Raw genomic sequence first — 17779 nt, forward strand, 5'->3', positions numbered from 1 at the left:
AAATATATGAAACAAAGATTACTTGGCATTTTTTTGCTGAGCATGCTGCTTATTGGCAGTACTTATGCTCAAAATCGGCAGGTTTCTGGAAAGGTAACCTCCGCCAGCAATGGATCTCCTATTGCAGGAGTGTCCGTAAGGGTCTCGGGAACATCTAGTTCCACTCAGACCGCTGCTGATGGCACCTACAACATTCAGGTTCCTGACAACAATGGCACCCTATCCTTTTCTTATATTGGATATACAAGCGCCGAACTATCAATTGGCAATAGGTCCGTGATCAACGTCCAATTACTTCCAGATGAAGAGAGCTTGGAAGAAGTTGTGGTAACAGGTTACATGGTTACCAGTAAAAGGGACTTTACAGGTTCCACCTCGAAGGTCTCTGGAGAAGCTATTGCTGACCGTCCATTGCAAAGTTTTACCCAAGGTCTAACTGGTCAGGCTACAGGGGTAAACATTATCCAACCTAGTGGTATTTTAAACAACCCACCTGTGGTTCGTGTTCGGGGACTAAGCTCCTTATCCCTAAACTCATTCCCATTGGTTGTCGTTGATGGAATACCAATCTCTACAGGAGATGCCTCTTCAAACGCAGCCGCAAACAACCCTTTGTCAGACATCAATCCGGAAGACATCGAAACCATGGACATCTTAAAAGATGCGGCTTCTACGGCAATTTACGGATCCCGAGGTGCTGCAGGGGTACTCCTGATCACCACCAAAAGAGGAAAATCAGGTGTGGCTAAAATAAGCTACGACGGCTGGTTCGGTTCAACCAAGGCAGTAAGGTTACCAGAAGTCTTTAACGCTGAACAGTATATTGCCTTTAAGAACAAAGCCATCACAAATGTATACGAGTCAAACCCAACTTTTGCAGCAGCAAACTTACCTCAGGTTGGCTTTGCACCTATGTTAGACGAAAATGGGAACACCATTGATACCCGTTGGTATGATTACATTTACCAGAACGGCCTTTCTAACAACCATAACCTTAATGTATCAGGCGGAAATGATAGGACTACCTATTATTTCTCGGGAAACTTGTCTGATCAGAACGGAATATTGGTTAGAAATAGCTTTAAGAGAAAGGGAGTTCGTGCAAATTTTGACCATAAACTAACCAGCTGGCTAAAAGTAGGAGGAAATTTCAACTTCACCAATGGCGTAAATAATTCCTTGAATTCCGGTTCAGTACCAGGGTCTGCATTTGCCTCCTCAGGACTTGGTCGATTGGCCGTAACTCAGCTTCCAAATTTACCGGCCTATTTACCGAATGGCGACTATTATTTAGCAGGAAACACAATCGGCTATGGAGAAAACAACCTACCGCCTACATTCTCTAACCCAATGCCTTCCATAGACAATGACAGGTACACTTCAGAATCCAATCGTTTCTTCTCTAATTTCAACACTTCCATCAACCTAATGGACGGACTATCCTTCAATACCAATTTCAATTGGGATCTAGCAAACACAGAAGACATCGAATTCTGGAACCCACTGAATGGTGACGGATATTCCTATAACGGTATTGCATTTAATAGACAAGCTAAAACCAACAATTGGTTAATTCTAAACTCTTTGGTTTATAACAAGTCATTTGGCAACCATAACCTTGTGTTATTAGCGGGTCAAGAAGCTCAGTCTACAAGATGGGAATCTTGGGGTGGTGCAAGATACGACCTTTCAGATCACTACTTTGACCAATACCAAGGTAATTACCTAATCAATGTTGCCAATGGAAATGGAATCTCAGAAAACAGGATCCAATCTTATCTGACTTCATTGAACTACAATTATGCACATCGATATTATTTAACCGCAAACTTCAGACGCGATGGTTTATCAGCCTTGGCAGAGGGCAATAAATGGGGTAATTTCGGAGGAGTATCCGGAGGCTGGACCATTTCCCAAGAAGAGTTCTTCAAATCGAGCTCCATTGCTGATGTCGTTACAAACCTTAGATTAAATGCGAGCTGGGGCCGAGTTGGAAATAGCAACCTTCCTAATGCTTACGGATCATTTGACATCTACTCCCCTTCCATTTACGGCAGCGTTGGTTCTATGAGCTTTAGCCAAGCGGGAAACAAAGAGTTGGGCTGGGAAACATCCGAACAGACCAACTTCGGACTTAATTTGGGCTTATTTAACGATCGCATCAATTTAGAAGCAAGTTATTACAACAAAAATCACAATAACTTGATCCTGAGCGTGCCGCAGACACCTTCCAAAGGCATTCCAGGAAACTCCATCCTCATGAATATCGGCTCCATGTACAACAGAGGATTTGAATTTGCTTTAAACGTCAGGGCTGTCCAAAAAGAAAAGTTCAGATGGACAACGACACTAAATGTATCGACCAATAAAAATGAAGTCACTGCACTAGACAACGAAGGCAGACCTTTGATTGCCTCCACAGCATCTCTAGAGGTAACAAACATCACCGAAGTAGGTAAATCCGCCGCTCAAATCTACGCTGTACAAACCAATGGAATCAATCCAGAAAACGGCAGACGGATATTCGTAGACAAGGAAGGTAGAGAGGTCCAATATCTACATAGTGCACCAGGAACTCCTGGAAATTTCGCCTATACCTATCTCGATGGAACTCAAGCTGGCTCCGTAGCAACATCAGCTATTGCACTTGGAAACACCATCCCAACCTATTTTGGAGGGTTCAACAACAATTTTGAATTCTGGAATTTCGACGCCACGCTAAACTTCACATTCTCTGGAGGTAATTATATCTACAACGGATCGAAGGCAAGCTTAAGAGATCAACGGATCTGGAACAATTCCGTGGACATGCTAAACGCGTGGACCCCTGAAAATAAAGGGTCTGATATCCCAAGACCAATATACGGAGACAATATTTCTAACGGCTCTTCATTTGCAATCCAATCCAATATTGAAAAAGGAGATTTTATTAGGCTTCAAACCGCTTCATTAGGTTACCGACTGCCTGCTACCGTTTTCGGTAAGTCTGGTATATCAAGCTTGAGGGTTTATGCATCAGTAAATAATGCATTCCTTATCACGCAATACACCGGTGTCGACCCTGAGATATCAACCAATGGTAATGACAACCTGTCCTCAGGTGTAGAACGTAACTCGATCTCAAACGGTCGGACATTCACTTTCGGTATCAATTTAGGCTTTTAAAATTTCGGTCATGAAAAGATTAAAAATAAAATATAATTACTTGGGGTTATTCGTACTAATCCCCCTATTATTCAGCACATATTCGTGCAAAAAGGACTTTCTAACCCTCTCTCCGGAACTATCTATTCCGAGCGAGTTTGTGTTTTCGAGTGAAGAACGTATAGAGTCACAGGTTACCGGTATTTATGCGACCATAAAAAGCGGTCAGTTTTATGGAGGCCGGTTATTAATTTATAATGATATCCGCTCAGAGGAATTCAGCATCGAAAAACCCAACAATGTAACCGGTAATTCAGTATATCAATTTACAAATGACGAAACGGATTCCTATATAGCAAACTTTTGGGTTGTTGGTTATTTAACGATCAACCGGATTAACATCTTTTTAGAAGGCATAGAAGCGGTAGGTACAGACATTATCTCTGCTGAAAAAAAGATTCAGCTAATCGGCGAGGTCAAGTTCATCCGTGCATTAACCTACGCAGCCTTGGTGCAATTATTTGCAAAACCATATGCAGCAGACAATGGAGCTTCCAAAGGAATTCCATTGCGTTTACTCCCAGAACGGAGTTCCGAGAACAATGACCTACAGGCAAGTCCTGTTGCTGATATCTATGCACAAATATTGAAAGACTTGAATGAAGCAGAACCCGCAGTACCCGCAAATTACCAAGATCAGGAAGCAACGGCAACACGCGTGCACAGAAACACAGTCATCGCTCTTAAGACCAGGATGTATTTGACCATGAGAGATTATCCAAAAGTAATTACCGAAGCCAACAAAATAGTAAGCGCCGCTGCGCCATTTACAGCAGGCTCAGGAGTTAATCATAAGTTATCTCCATCTATTAGTGATGTCTTCTCCAACTTTTATAACCCAGAAAGGATATTGAGCTTCCCATTTGAGAACAATAACGCCCCAGGAACACAAAACCAATTGGGATTTTATTACAATGAAGGAAACATTGAATATTCTTTAGATCCAGCAGGCATTCTCGGAAATGCAAACTGGCCAGCCTCTGATGATAGAAAGAGTGAATTAACAGGAAGGTCATCAGATAATCAACTCGATTTATTAACCAAGTTCTCCAACACCTCTCCTTTCTTAGATTGGATACCTGTCATCAGGTATTCTGAGGTCTTGTTAAACTTGGCAGAGGCAGAGGCTGAAGCTGGATCCCAAGTGAGATCATTGGCGTTACTAGAAGCAGTTCGAAATCGTTCAGATGCTGCCTATAATTTTCCTGCATTTTCAAATAAAGATGAGCTGGTAGCAGCCATTCTTCTCGAAAGAAGGATAGAATTTTTGGGAGAAGGTATGCGTGTCCCAGATTTACAGCGCAGGAATATGCCAATCCCGTCAAAAGGAGCTGGAAAATTAATTCAACCCACAGATACTGAATATATTTTCCCAACTCCATTAATAGAGACTATAACAAATCCAGGTGTTAACAATTAAATTTCATTAATTACTTCGGAAAGAGGCTGCCTTCGGGCGGCCTTTTTTATGGTGTTTACAAGTACCGAAAAGAAATTCCGATCAATCAAAAATAATCAGCAACAAAAAAATGAAAACAAACAATCAAATCACATGCATTTGAACTGATTTTTTAAACAATCAGACATTCTATTACAATTTTTTCAATCCCTCCCTAAAATAACCCCCTATATCAACCTTATTGTTACAATTGAACCCTAAATCTATTAAAAAATGGAAAATAGAGCATTATTCTAAATAATTTTTTAAAAAACTATTACGTTAATTATAATTTTAACCTTGTCGATTTAAATTATTTCCTCAATTTATCTTAATTAACCATAAATCACATTGATAGATAAAATATAAAAACCAGCAATTCATATTATTAACAGCGCCCACGCTATTGTTAATTAAACATTAACAAAAAATGAAACTTTCCTAATTTTTACTTTATTTTCTTGAATGCACACGTTTGATTAGTTGAAATTATTAAACATCTTGAAGCCGCAGAGAAAATTCTAGAGATTCTTTGCAAACCAGTAAGTTATGGTCTGCTTGGCATTATTTACTAACTAATATTAACTAAACAAACACATGAAACAAAGATTACTTAGCATGCTTGTGCTGTGCGTGCTGCTTATTGGCAGTTCCTATGCACAAAATCGGCAGGTTACCGGTAAGGTAACGTCTGCAGCAGATGGCGCTCCGATCTCTGGAGTGTCCGTTCGAGTTGTTGGGACTTCCGCGGCAACTCAAACCAGCGGTGATGGTACGTATTCCATCGCGGTTCCTGACAACAATGGTTCCCTATCCTTTACTTACATCGGTTACCAAACTTTCCAAGTCGCTGTTGGAAGCAGATCGGTAATCAACGTAGAACTAGGCTCAGATGATGAAACCTTGGACGAGGTGGTGGTAACAGGTTACTTGGTTCAATCGAAAAAAGACTTTACAGGATCTTCTGCTAAAGTAGGTGGTGAAACCGTAGCCAACAGACCATTGCAAAGTTTTACACAAGGTCTTACCGGACAAGCGTCAGGGGTTAACATTATTCAGCCTTCAGGCGTATTGAACAACCCTCCGGTTGTACGTGTTCGCGGATTAAGTTCACTTTCCTTAAACTCATTCCCATTGGTCGTTGTGGATGGTATTCCTATCGCTACGGGTGACGTTTCTGCAAACTCTTCAGCAAACAACCCATTGGGGGACATCAACCCCGAGGACATTGAATCCATCGACATCTTAAAAGATGCTGCTTCAACAGCTATTTACGGATCACGTGGTGCATCAGGGGTGATGATCATCACAACGAAAAAAGGTAAATCAGGTGCTGCAAAAGTTGCTTATGATGGCTGGTTTGGAACTTCCAAAGCCGTGCGTCTTCCTGAACTTTTGAACGCAGCTCAATATATTGCCCATAAAAATGGTGCAATAGCAAATGCTAGGGAAATCAACCCTAAACTATCAACAGGATCTTATCCAGTAGGTGGTGGTTTCTTCCCAACTTTAGACGAAAATGGCAATCCAGTAGATACACGCTGGTACGACTATGTATATAGAGATGGATTTTCGCACAACCACAACTTAAGTGTAAGTGGTGGTACTGAAAAAACCAAGTACTTCTTCTCAGGTAACTTATCTGACCAAGACGGTATCTTGTTCAATAACACCTTCAAACGTAAAGGTGTAAGAGCAAACCTAGATCACAGACTTAATGACTGGATCAAATTAGGAACGAACTTAACTTTCACCAACAGTGACAACAGATCACCAAACTCAGGTTCAGTTGCGGGTGCTGCCTTCAATACTTCAGGTCTTGGTCGTATCGCCATGGTACAAGCACCAAACGTTCCAGCATTCCTTCCTAATGGAGATTACAACGTTTCAGGTAGTGCCATCGGAAAAGGAGCCAATATCTTAGCACCAAACTACCCTAACCCACTTCCTATCAGAGATTTGGACAAAAACACTTCAGAAACTAGCCGTTTCTTCGCAAATGTGAGTGCCGAAATTAAATTATTGGATGGACTGACCTTAAACAACAATTTCAACTGGGATTTAAGAAATACGACCAACCAACAATTCTGGAACCCAATCAATGGTGATGGATATAGCTACAATGGTTATGCTTACAACAACCAAGCGAAAAACAACAACTGGCTAATTTTCAACACCTTGGTTTACAACAAATCTTTTGGAAACCACAACCTTACAGCATTAGCAGGACATGAAGCGCAAAGTACACGTATCGAGAACTGGGGTGCCGTTCGCTATGACCTAACTGATGGTTTCTTTGATCAATTCCAAGGTAACTACTTAACCAACGATGCAGGTGGTAATGGAATTGGCGAACTTAATTTGGAATCTTACTTCACTTCCGTGAACTATAACTATGCTAATAAATATTTCTTTACGGCTAACTTCAGACGTGACGGTCTATCATCATTAGCACCAGGTAGAAAATGGGGTAACTTCGGTGGTGTATCTGCTGGATGGACCGTATCTGAAGAAGAATTCTTTAAATCAAGTTCTTTAAGCAATGTATTCTCTAATTTCAGATTAAGAGGAAGCTGGGGACGCGTGGGTAACAGTGCTATCTCCAATCTTTACGGATCTTTCGATACTTATGATCCAGCAATATATGGAAATGTAGGTGGTATGGTATTCTCACAAGCAGGTAACAGAGAACTGTCTTGGGAAACCGCCGATCAAACAAACATTGGTATAGATTTAGGATTCTGGAATAATAGAGTTTCCTTAGAAGCTAACTATTACAACAAAGACCACAATGGATTAATCCTTGCCGTTCCGCAGACTCCTTCAAAAGGTATCCCAGGTAACAGCATCTTGATGAACATCGGTTCGATGTACAACAGAGGATTTGAGTTTGCCTTGAATGTAAGAGCGGTAGAAAAAGAGAATTTCAAATGGACAACGACATTAAACTTCTCTACCAATAAAAACGAGGTAACAGCTTTGGATAACCAAGGCAGACCTTTGATCGCAACAACTTCTGGTCTTGAAACAACAAGTATCACCGAAGTTGGAAAATCTGCAGCACAGATCTATGCCGTGCCTACCACTGGAATCAACCCAGAAAACGGTAGAAGAATCTTTGTCAATCTGGATGGTGAGAAAGTCCAATACTTACACAATGCGCCTAACACAGAAGGCTTCTACTCATACAGCTATATGGACGGCACAAAAGCTGGATCAGTAGCAGGTCATGCCGTAGCAGCAGGTAACACATTACCTACCTACTTCGGTGGTTTCAACAACAACTTCCAATACAAAAGCTTTGATGCGACCATTAACTTCACCTTCTCTGGAGGTAACTATATCTACAATGGTTCAAGAGCTGGTTTAAGAGACCAACGTATCTGGAACAACTCAGTAGACATGTTGAACGCTTGGACCCCGACGAATAGAAACACGGATATCCCAAGAGCGATCTATGGTGACAACATTTCTAATGGTTCTGCTTTCGCAATCGGATCGAACATCGAAAAAGGTGACTTCATCAGGTTACAGACTGCATCATTAGGTTATCGTCTTCCAGGAACCATTTTTGGAAATTCAGGTATTTCAAGCTTAAGGATCTATGCATCAGTAAACAACGCTTTCTTGATCACCAAATACACTGGTGTTGACCCTGAGATCTCTTCCAATGGTAATGGAAACTTAAACTCAGGGGTAGAGCGTAACTCTATGCCTAATGGACGTACATTCACTTTCGGTATTAATCTAGGCTTTTAATTAATTGTGTCATGAGAAGATTTAAAATCAAAAATAAATTAGCAGGGCTATTAGTTCTAACGCCACTGTTGTTCAGTACCGTCTCTTGTAAAAAGGACTTTTTGGAACTATCCCCTGAACTATCGATACCTAGTGAATTCGTGTTCTCTAGCGCAGACCGTATCGAATCTCAAGTAGTAGGTATATATTCATCGATCAAGAATGGTCAGTTTTATGGCGGCCGTTACTTAATCTATAATGATATCCGTTCGGAAGAATTTGTCAATCAAAGACAGAACAACGTAACGGGTTATTCGACCTATCAATTCTCCAATGATGAAACAGACAGCTATGTTTCAGACTTTTGGGTAAGAGGTTATTTGACCATTAACCGCATCAATATCTTTTTGGAAGGTGTGGAGCCAATTGGCACCGATATCTTGGATGCCAACAAGAAAACACAATTGATTGCGGAGGTTAAATTCATCCGTGCGCTGACTTATTATTCCTTGGTGCAGTTATTTGCTAAGCCATATGCAGCGGACAATGGTATTTCTAGAGGAATTCCACTGCGTTTATTGGCAGAAAGAAACTCCGATAACAATGATTTAGCAGCAAGCCCTGTAAAGGACATCTATGCACAGATCCTAAAAGATTTGAATGAAGCGGAAGCCGCGGTACCAGCTACTTATGGAGATGCAGAATCTCAAAGTACCCGTGCGCATAAAAACACCGTTATTGCCTTCAAAACCCGTGTCTATCTAGCCATGAAGGATTATGCAAAGGTAATTTCGGAAGCAAACAAAATCGTAAGTGCCGCAGCACCATTCAAGGCTAGCTCTGGTGTCCAACATCAATTGGCACCTGCCATTACCGATGTATTTTCGAACTTCACGATCAACGAGCGTATCTTAAGTTTCCCTTTTGAAGCTAACAATGCCCCTGGAACACAAAACCAATTGGGTTATTACTACAACGAAGGAAATATCGAGTATTCATTGGCTGCAGATGGTATCTTTTCGAACGCTGCTTGGCCAGCAACCGATGCACGTAAGAAAGATTTAACCGGAAAATCTTCAGATGGCAAGTTGAATATCTTAACGAAGTTCTCCAGTGCTTCACCTTATTTGGACTGGATCCCTGCAATCAGATATTCAGAGGTTCTCTTGAACTTGGCAGAAGCTGAAGCAGAAGCGGGTTCTCAAACTAGAGCCTTGGCCTTATTGAAAGCGGTTCGTAATCGTTCTGATGCGGCATATACCTTCCCTGCTTTTGCAAACAAAGGAGCTTTGGTAGATGCCATCTTATTAGAACGTAGAATTGAGTTCTTGGGTGAAGGTCTACGTGTACCAGATTTACAGCGTAGAAATATGCCAATCAATTCCGAAGGTGCCGGCCGTTTGGTTCAACCTTCTGACGAGCGTTATGTTTTCCCAATTCCACTAGGGGAAACAATCACCAACCCTGGAGTAAGTAAATAATAAATATTAAGTTAATAGTAAATTAGAAGAGGCTGCATGATGCAGCCTCTTTCTTGTTATTGATCATCCTTTATACTTATTACCTCACGATCCAGCGGTTCAAGGTATTGTCTTTCCCTTCAAACACCACCTTCAACATTTTACTGTCTTTCAACTCCTTAGGCAATTTGACTTTCACTGCTCCTGAGCTTTGCTCAAACTCACCTAAATCAATATACTTATCATTCCCCTTTACGCCTTGCTGCTTGAAATTGTTCGTTCCTGATACCAGTATCTTCACTTTATCATTTTTTTGAAGACTGGTCCAGCTGAGTATCAAACTATCATCTTTCAGCATAGCCTTTGGATGTGCAATGGAAACTTCACCTACAAATGGCACACCATCCAATTCATATTGCTGCTCTTTGGAAATGTTCACACCTAAATGTCTTGCCATGGAAGGCAAAATATCAACGATCTCAGGTGTATGCGCATAGAAATGCTTGTTCAACTCCTTTTTGTTGGTTGCTATCCAGATCCCCCTTTCACGATCGGTCTGACCACCATGGCTTTCACCGGTTGCCACATCTCTACCATGATCCGTGATCACGACAAACATCCAATCTTCATTATAATACTGCTCCCTATATTGCACTGCTGCAAATAGGTCACCCACCTGACGGTCCGCTATCTGTACCGCCTTCTCCATTTCAGGACTATCCCCAAAATGGTGACCGATATCATCGGTGTACTGAAGATAGACCCAACTGAAATCAGGCGCATCTTTCCTGATGCTCTGGCTCGCTTCCTTCACTACTTCTTCATCAATATTGTTGATATATTTTGATTGTTTATCATGCGGAAAACGAACGGTATCCAATTCATAACCATCATAATGATAATCAAACTTCAAATGTTCGGTCTGCGGTAGGCCCTCACCGATCAATTTTGTCCTATTATCCAACCAAGTGGAATAAATCCCGATTTTCTTGTCATTCTGGTCATTCTTCAGAAACCTGAACATGGTCCAATAATTATAGTTTGGGTCTTCCAGACCATTGTCCCAAACATTGTGCTTGTTACCCCAGGTTCCAGTGATCATGCTGGTATAGCAAACCGCTGAAATGGTAGGCGTCTGGGAATAACCCGACTTCTCGCCGCCCATGGTCGCACGGGTATAGCCACCTATTTGGCTTACGGCATCAATAAATGGCGTACTTACCTTTTCCTTAACATCCGCTGGAATACCATCCACGATGATGACGATTGCTTTTTTAGTTTTCGGAGCTTGCGCATAGATCAAGCTGATGCTACAGAGGCAAGCAAGGAACAAACTGATTTTTTTCATAATGATTCTTTTATAATATTACCACCCAAAGATCTGTTTGAGATTGGTGTTGATATCTGCATCGTTTTTAGGAATGGGTCTATAATAATATTTAGGTTCTTCAAAACCACCAACCTTATCTACGACATCAATATATCCAGAATTTCCGTCACTTAAAAATACAGAAACATCCTGTCCTATTCTGCCGACCTTATAATATCTTAAGGTGACCCCTAAACTGTTCTTTTCTCTAACCTCAGGTAAGGATTCACTGGCTCCGATCAATTTGATATCCGCAATTCCATCACCCGTCACGTCGTGATTGCCCAATCCTTTGAAATAGATTCCCTGTGGTTTTCTTTCCAAAAGCTTACCTGCTTTCCAGCGCATCAAATCATTGAAACGGAATCCTTCAAATGCCAATTCCACCCTACGTTCTCTTCTTATTTCCAGGATCAAACTTTGGTTAGGTCCAGCAGTCTCCTTGAAATCGTTGGCCATTTTTGTATCCAACACCGGGTTCAAGGTCATATCCGGCATACCCGCTCTTTTTCGCAATAGGTTTACCGATTTATCTAAATCTGCTTGGTTGTTCAAGATTCCCAATTCGGCTTTAGCTTCTGCAAAGGTCAACAGGACTTCTGCATAGCGGTAAAGTGGGATATCGACATTGTATCTCTCTTCCTGAACACTGGTATTTAAGAAACCCTTGATCTGGTGATATCCCGAAAAGTTCTTACTCAATTGCTGTACATATAAACCTGGCCCCTGCGAATAGGTACTGACATATACCAGGTTCCAACCGGGTGCAGCATAGGTTTGGGCCAGCCTAGGATCCCTATCCTTAAACTCTTCCACAAAGGAGAACTTCTCATAACCCGCCTTATTGGTATAAATCGAACCATCCTTCATCAGGTAACTCTGTACCACATCGCGAAGTGGATAGTATTCATAATTCCCAAACATCCCGGGCCAATCCGAACGATTGATGACATTGTTGGCATAAAATCGACCCAGAATGACCTCGCTGTTATTTTCAAGATTTGGATTATTATACAAGGAGGCATAATCTGACTCGGCCTTCCCTGTGTTATGAATAGCATAACCAGCATTGCTCATGATGTTTTCGGCAGTTTGATATGCAATGGTCAAGAAGTTATCCACGGTCTTGTCCAAGCCTAGGTATTTATGGTATTTACGGTAGGTTCCTTCAAATAGGGCAAAGCGGCTATATTCCTGCCCGATCACCCATTTATTCACTTTTCCAGGAACCTTGGTTGCTTCCACATTTTCAAAGGCAAACTTAAAGTCTTCCATAATTTTCTGCACCACCAATTCTCGAGGATCTCTTTTGCCAAACAAAGCTGCCTGATCTTCCACCTTAACCACCTTATCTACCCAAGGCACATCCGAAAAGCGCTGCACTTTATTCACATAGAACCTAGCCCTAAAATATCTTGCTAAACCTTCATAATGCTTCAGCTTCGCTTCTGAGATCTTCGCCTGTGAAAGATTCTCCAACATAAAGTTGATATCTCTCAACTTCTCCCAATTCCATCCTTCGGTAATATTTGCTGCTGAAGCTGTTCCGAGCATGATGTTTTTGATCTCCTTATTACCTGTGGTACTCGCATTGTCGGTAGTTGCATCCTGCTCATAAAAACCGTTGTCCAGAAAATCATAGAGGTTCAAGGCATACATGTCCAGATCGGACTCCGTCTTGAAAAAATTCTCCTTCTGCACCATCGTTTCAGGCAATCGGTCAAGGTAACTGTCATTACACCCTGCAAACGTAAGCAAGGAGGCAGTCAATAAACTTAATTTGATATATCGTTTCATTATTTTAAAAGGTTAATTGTAGACCAGCAGAAAAACTACGTTGGAATGGATACATGGCTCCATTACCCTCCCTCGTTCTTGCTACGGTTGGATCTGTATAGGTGTTGATGTTCAAAACCTCGGGGTCAAAATATCTCTTTACTGCCGACCATTCCATCAGGTTTTCTGCACTGACATAAACCCTAAGGTTCTTCACTTTAGCTCTTTCCAACAAATGATTTGGAATGGTGTAGCCAATGGTGACATTCTTGAATCGCAAATATGCCGCATTCAATAAGTATCGTGTCTGTGGAATAGCAGCACCCTGAGCCTCATTGACACGCGTCCCTAAGTTCAGATCCGCCAACCAAGATTGAAGGACAGGATATTTGGCATCCAGATTCTGGTCTGCCAAACCTAAGGCTAAATAGGAAGCGGAATGTTTCGCACGGTCAGCATCAGAATCATTGTTAGGACGATAGAAATCCAAGAGATGGGAATAGATATTTCCATAAGGCTGTTGGTAAACACCCCAGTAAAGGTAATCCAGAGGATAATAATCTCGCTTCCCGATACCTTGTAAAAATGCCCGCACATCAAATCCTTTCCAGCTGGCATTCAGGTTCAGACCAAAATTGTAACGTGGGGTAGAATTACCAATAATTTTCAAGTCCTTGGTATCACCCAATACATAGCCTTTTTCAATTTTGCCATTACCATCTTGATCGACAAACTTTGGCCATCCCGGAACAATCGATAAGGCACCCCATGGAATGATCGAGGTTTGGTCCAGCTTATTGATCTCTTCTTGATTTTGGAAGAAACCATCGCTTTCCAATCCCCAGATTTCGCCCAGTTCCATACCCTTATAGAATTGGGTAATTCTCTGGTTCGGGTTGTCAAATTTGGTAATCTTGGCGTAGGAATCCGATAGCACAAAAGTGGCCCCGAAATTCAGGATTGAGCCCGAGACATCTTTCGAATCATTATAGGACAAGGTCAATTCCCAGCCGTTGGTTGCCAGGTCAGCCGCATTTTCATTCGGCTCCTTTACCCCTAAGATCTTAGGAAGCTCCTTTCCGAAGGTCAACATGCCCATGGTATTTCTACGGTAGATATCAAATGAACCATTAAACTTATTCTGCATAAAGCCAAAGTCCAAACCTAAGTTGTAGGTTTTTACCTTCTCCCATGTATAATGATTAGACACTAAACCTGGCGCTTTTATCGATGGATTCACTTTGCCGCCGATCAAATATGGAGATTCAAAAGGCTCCATGGTTGGGATATAACCAAAGTTGGATACCGCCTGGTTACCTAATTCACCATATGAACCTCTTACCTTCAATTGGCTTAACCAATTGACATCCGACAAGAAGTTCTCCTTGTTGATCAACCATGCTACGGACCCCGACGGGAAGAAACCGAAACGGCTAGCCTTTGGAAATCTTGATGAACCATCATAACGACCATTCAATTCCAAGATATACTTATCATCATAGATATAGTTCAAGCGGTAGAATGCTCCTCGCAGGGCATACTTGTCGATTTCCTCTCCTACTTCAGCAGTACCGGTTGCCAATGCCACGGTAGGGAAGAGATCAGAGATCAATCCTTGTCTCTCTGCAACGATATTTTCCCATCGATAATCCTCTTGGTTGAAACCTAGGACGGCAGTTACCTGATGTTTATCAAAGGTCTGATTATAGGTTCCAAAGATATTGTAGACATTATAGTAAGAGAATCCCGCCTCACGATAGGCTGATGAAATTCCTTCCTCACGGATATCATCCGGACCATAACCAATTTTATATCTGGTCGTGTATCTGTTTAAGTTCCTGGTATTCCTTTGGAACGTATAGTCTGCATTGATCTTAAACTTGTTTTCAAACAAACGCAATTCAGCATTGAATGTAGACTGTAAGTCATTGCGTTTGGTCCTCATCTGTCCCCCATCGACCATTTTGGCGGCAATACGGCCTGCACCAACATTTCGATCCACATCGGAATACGCCCAACTACCATCCGGGTTTTTCAAGGTGCTCGTTGGGAAAACATGGTAGATTTCAGCCATGGAACTGGATGAACTGTACAAGGATGGATTTACCCTTTCGTTCAATCCGATAACCGTATTATTACCCACAGAAAGGTAATCGTTCAGCTTATAGTTTACCTTGGATCGGATACTGTATCGATCAAAATAATCATCAGCGATTTTGATTGGAGAATTTTGACGGTTGTAGCCCGTACTGATATAATAATTGACCTTATCACTGGATCCTGAAATCGAAAGGTCATGGTTATGGGTATTGTTCCAGTCGGACAGGAAATAACGGGTCCAATCTCTATTTCCCATATATTCCCATTGTTTTGGGTTACTAGGGTCAATCCTTACATCAGCGATGCTAGGGTTATCCGACCTTTCCTTGGCATATTGATAATACTGCTCCGAGAAATTCACGTTATCCCAAGGTGTATTATCGGTTGATGTCTCCAATAAACGTGAGAAAACGTAGGGATCTGTAATCTTATCTGGAATGACGGTCGGCGTATTCCAGGTAAAGTTATTGCTATAGTTGATTTTTAGGGCTCCTTTACCTGATTTAGAGGTAATCAAGATAACCCCGAAGGATGCCCTAGCTCCGTAAATCGCAGCAGCAGAAGCATCTTTGATCACCGACATGGATTCAATATCTTGTGGTGATATCCTGTTCAGCTCTGCCGAACTGATAGGCACGTTGTCCAATAAAATCAAAGGGTCCCCACCATTGATGGACGTGATACCACGGATATTGATCTTTGCAGCCTCTCCAGGAGCACCAGAATTGAACTGTACATTTAAGTTGGGCACCAAACCTTGCAATCCTTGGGAAACGTTGGCAATAGGACGGCTCTCCAGTTCTTTACCACTGACATAATCAACAGCTCCGGAAAGGTTGACTTTCTTTTGGGAACCATAACCGATGACCACCAGTTCCTCCAGATTTGAAGAATTGGAATTCAGGGTAAAACTGTTCTGATCAGTAATGACGAAGATCTTGCTGTCATAACCAATGGAGCTGATCTGGATGGACTCTCCTTTGGCAGCCCGCAAACTGAACTGGCCATTTTCATCGGTTTGGGTAGAAATTCCAGCGTTTAGATTCTTTACAGTGGCACCTTGGATTGGGCGAGCAGATTCATCCATGACTTTGCCCGTAAAGACCTCCTGGTCCTGGACAATGGATAGAACCTCACCCATACTATGGGAGCTTGGGATTTGAAATCCTACAAGCAAAAAAGCCGCTAAATACAGCTTTGGAGCTTTAATTAATCTCATTGAAATGTGGGTTAATATTTTGCCGTAAAAGTAGCCCCGCACATTTAAGGTAACATTAACACAATAAAAAGATTAGGTAATTAAACAATGAGAAAATTGTTAATTAAGACATAAAAAATAGGCGGATCCGCTAATTTTCCGCCTATTATCCAACAAAAATAGATTTTGTTGCTTAATTATGTTAAATGGATGTTAACATGTGAAAAAACCATGGTTTTTAACATACCCGTAATTCATCAATTATTTTATAATTAATATCTATTCTTTTGAGTTTAAAAAACCAACCAACTTAGCCACGGCTTGCGAGCGATGACTGATCTTGTTTTTTTCTTCCAAACTCATTTCCGCAAAGGTCTGATCATAACCCTCCGGAATAAAGATCGGATCATAACCGAAGCCTTCCGTTCCTGTCCGACTTGCAATGATCCTTCCCTCTACAGTACCTTCAAAGAAATGCTGCTCTCCATTTAAGAACAGGGAAATAACCGTTTTGAATCTTGCCCTGCGGTTTTCTTGGTCTTGTAGCTTTTCCAAAACCAGGTCAATGTTCTTTTCCATATCCCTAGACCCTGAATAACGGGCAGAATATACCCCAGGTTCCCCATTCAAGGCGTCAATTTCTAAACCCGAATCGTCTCCGAAACAATTCACTTGATACTTTTGGAATAGGTAATCTGTTTTTTGTTGGGCATTCTCCTGAAAAGTAACTCCAGTTTCAGGAATATCATCATCACAACCTATATCAGCCAATGATTTCAAGACAAACCTATCTCCCACCATCTGTTGTACTTCTTCCAGTTTATGCGCATTGTTTGTAGCAAATACCAATTCCATAGCTCTAAATTTAAGCTTCAAAAATAGCATTCTATTTAAGCAATCAAGAAAGGAAGAAAGAAAAAATGGGAAAAACTAGGATTGAATAAAGGTCTTGAACTCATTCCAGAACAGTTTCTTTTTCTGGACATCAGCAAACATCTCTTCAAAGCTGAAGGTATTGAACACGGTCGCGATCTTACCGCGCATATAGGAGTTATGGCCGATTTCTGGAAGTTTTAGGGAGGTAGGTTCCACACCTAAAAGCGTAATTTTCTTGGGTTGGAAAAACTGCATGATCTGCTTCCACTCATTTGGGTTATGGGGGTTTGCCAGATTCAGCACCGCAACATTATCCGCATTCAATTGTAGGGCACCGATGGTTTTCAAAAATGCTTCTTCTGCCTGTGGCGAGAAGTAAGGATAGTCCGGATAACGCAGGATAAACAGCACGCCGGTCGACTTGTCCCCTTGATAGACAAACTCCTCAGCAGAGGCTTCAAAATGCCCTTGCTGAGGAGATGTATGTTGGTTGCCAACGGTTTGGGTCTCTACGATGGGCATGACAGAACCTGGGATAGCAAATACCGTTTCAGACATCAAGGCCTGAATCGCTATTGGATTATCTGTTGTAAGGTTCTTGTCCATCCTATTTCCTTGCG

General features: G+C 41.6%; 9 protein-coding genes. 4 read left to right on the forward strand and 5 right to left on the reverse strand.

The window, feature by feature from the left end:
* Positions 1-6: 6 nt before the first annotated feature.
* From NLF99_RS01375 to NLF99_RS01390, 4 genes are all read left to right on the forward strand, one after another.
* The gene (locus tag NLF99_RS01375; protein WP_254526492.1) at positions 7-3165 is read left to right on the forward strand and encodes a SusC/RagA family TonB-linked outer membrane protein; all 3159 of its coding nucleotides are present in this window, start codon (positions 7-9) and stop codon (positions 3163-3165) included.
* A 10-nt stretch (positions 3166-3175) separates the two neighbouring features.
* Entirely contained in the window at positions 3176-4624 is a 1449-nt protein-coding gene (locus NLF99_RS01380; RefSeq protein WP_254526493.1) for a RagB/SusD family nutrient uptake outer membrane protein, read from the forward strand.
* A 615-nt stretch (positions 4625-5239) separates the two neighbouring features.
* Positions 5240-8401 (forward strand): TonB-dependent receptor, encoded by a 3162-nt coding sequence (locus tag NLF99_RS01385; RefSeq protein WP_185211237.1) that lies wholly within the window; start codon positions 5240-5242, stop codon positions 8399-8401.
* An 11-nt stretch (positions 8402-8412) separates the two neighbouring features.
* On the forward strand, positions 8413-9861 hold the full coding sequence (locus NLF99_RS01390) for a RagB/SusD family nutrient uptake outer membrane protein (RefSeq protein WP_254526494.1): 1449 nt from the start codon (positions 8413-8415) through the stop codon (positions 9859-9861).
* Between the two features lie 79 nt (positions 9862-9940).
* On the opposite strand, the gene NLF99_RS01395 is transcribed toward NLF99_RS01390, so the two are convergent.
* From NLF99_RS01395 to NLF99_RS01415, 5 genes are all read right to left on the reverse strand, one after another.
* A complete protein-coding gene (locus tag NLF99_RS01395; protein ID WP_254526495.1) occupies positions 9941-11188 on the reverse strand; it encodes an alkaline phosphatase family protein in 1248 nt (415 codons plus the stop codon).
* Positions 11189-11206: 18 nt separating this feature from the next.
* The gene (locus tag NLF99_RS01400) at positions 11207-13006 is read right to left on the reverse strand and encodes a RagB/SusD family nutrient uptake outer membrane protein (RefSeq protein WP_254526496.1); all 1800 of its coding nucleotides are present in this window, start codon (positions 13004-13006) and stop codon (positions 11207-11209) included.
* Positions 13007-13010: 4 nt separating this feature from the next.
* Positions 13011-16304: a TonB-dependent receptor gene (locus tag NLF99_RS01405; protein WP_254526497.1), complete on the reverse strand. Its 3294-nt coding sequence runs from the start codon at positions 16302-16304 to the stop codon at positions 13011-13013.
* Positions 16305-16562: 258 nt separating this feature from the next.
* Entirely contained in the window at positions 16563-17138 is a 576-nt protein-coding gene (locus NLF99_RS01410) for a non-canonical purine NTP diphosphatase (protein ID WP_185215933.1), read from the reverse strand.
* Between the two features lie 75 nt (positions 17139-17213).
* Positions 17214-17765: a hypothetical protein gene (locus NLF99_RS01415; protein ID WP_185215932.1), complete on the reverse strand. Its 552-nt coding sequence runs from the start codon at positions 17763-17765 to the stop codon at positions 17214-17216.
* Positions 17766-17779 lie beyond the last annotated feature (14 nt).

It is taken from the genome of Sphingobacterium sp. LZ11T8, assembly GCF_024261425.1.
In the GTDB taxonomy this organism is placed as follows: Bacteria; Bacteroidota; Bacteroidia; order Sphingobacteriales; family Sphingobacteriaceae; genus Sphingobacterium.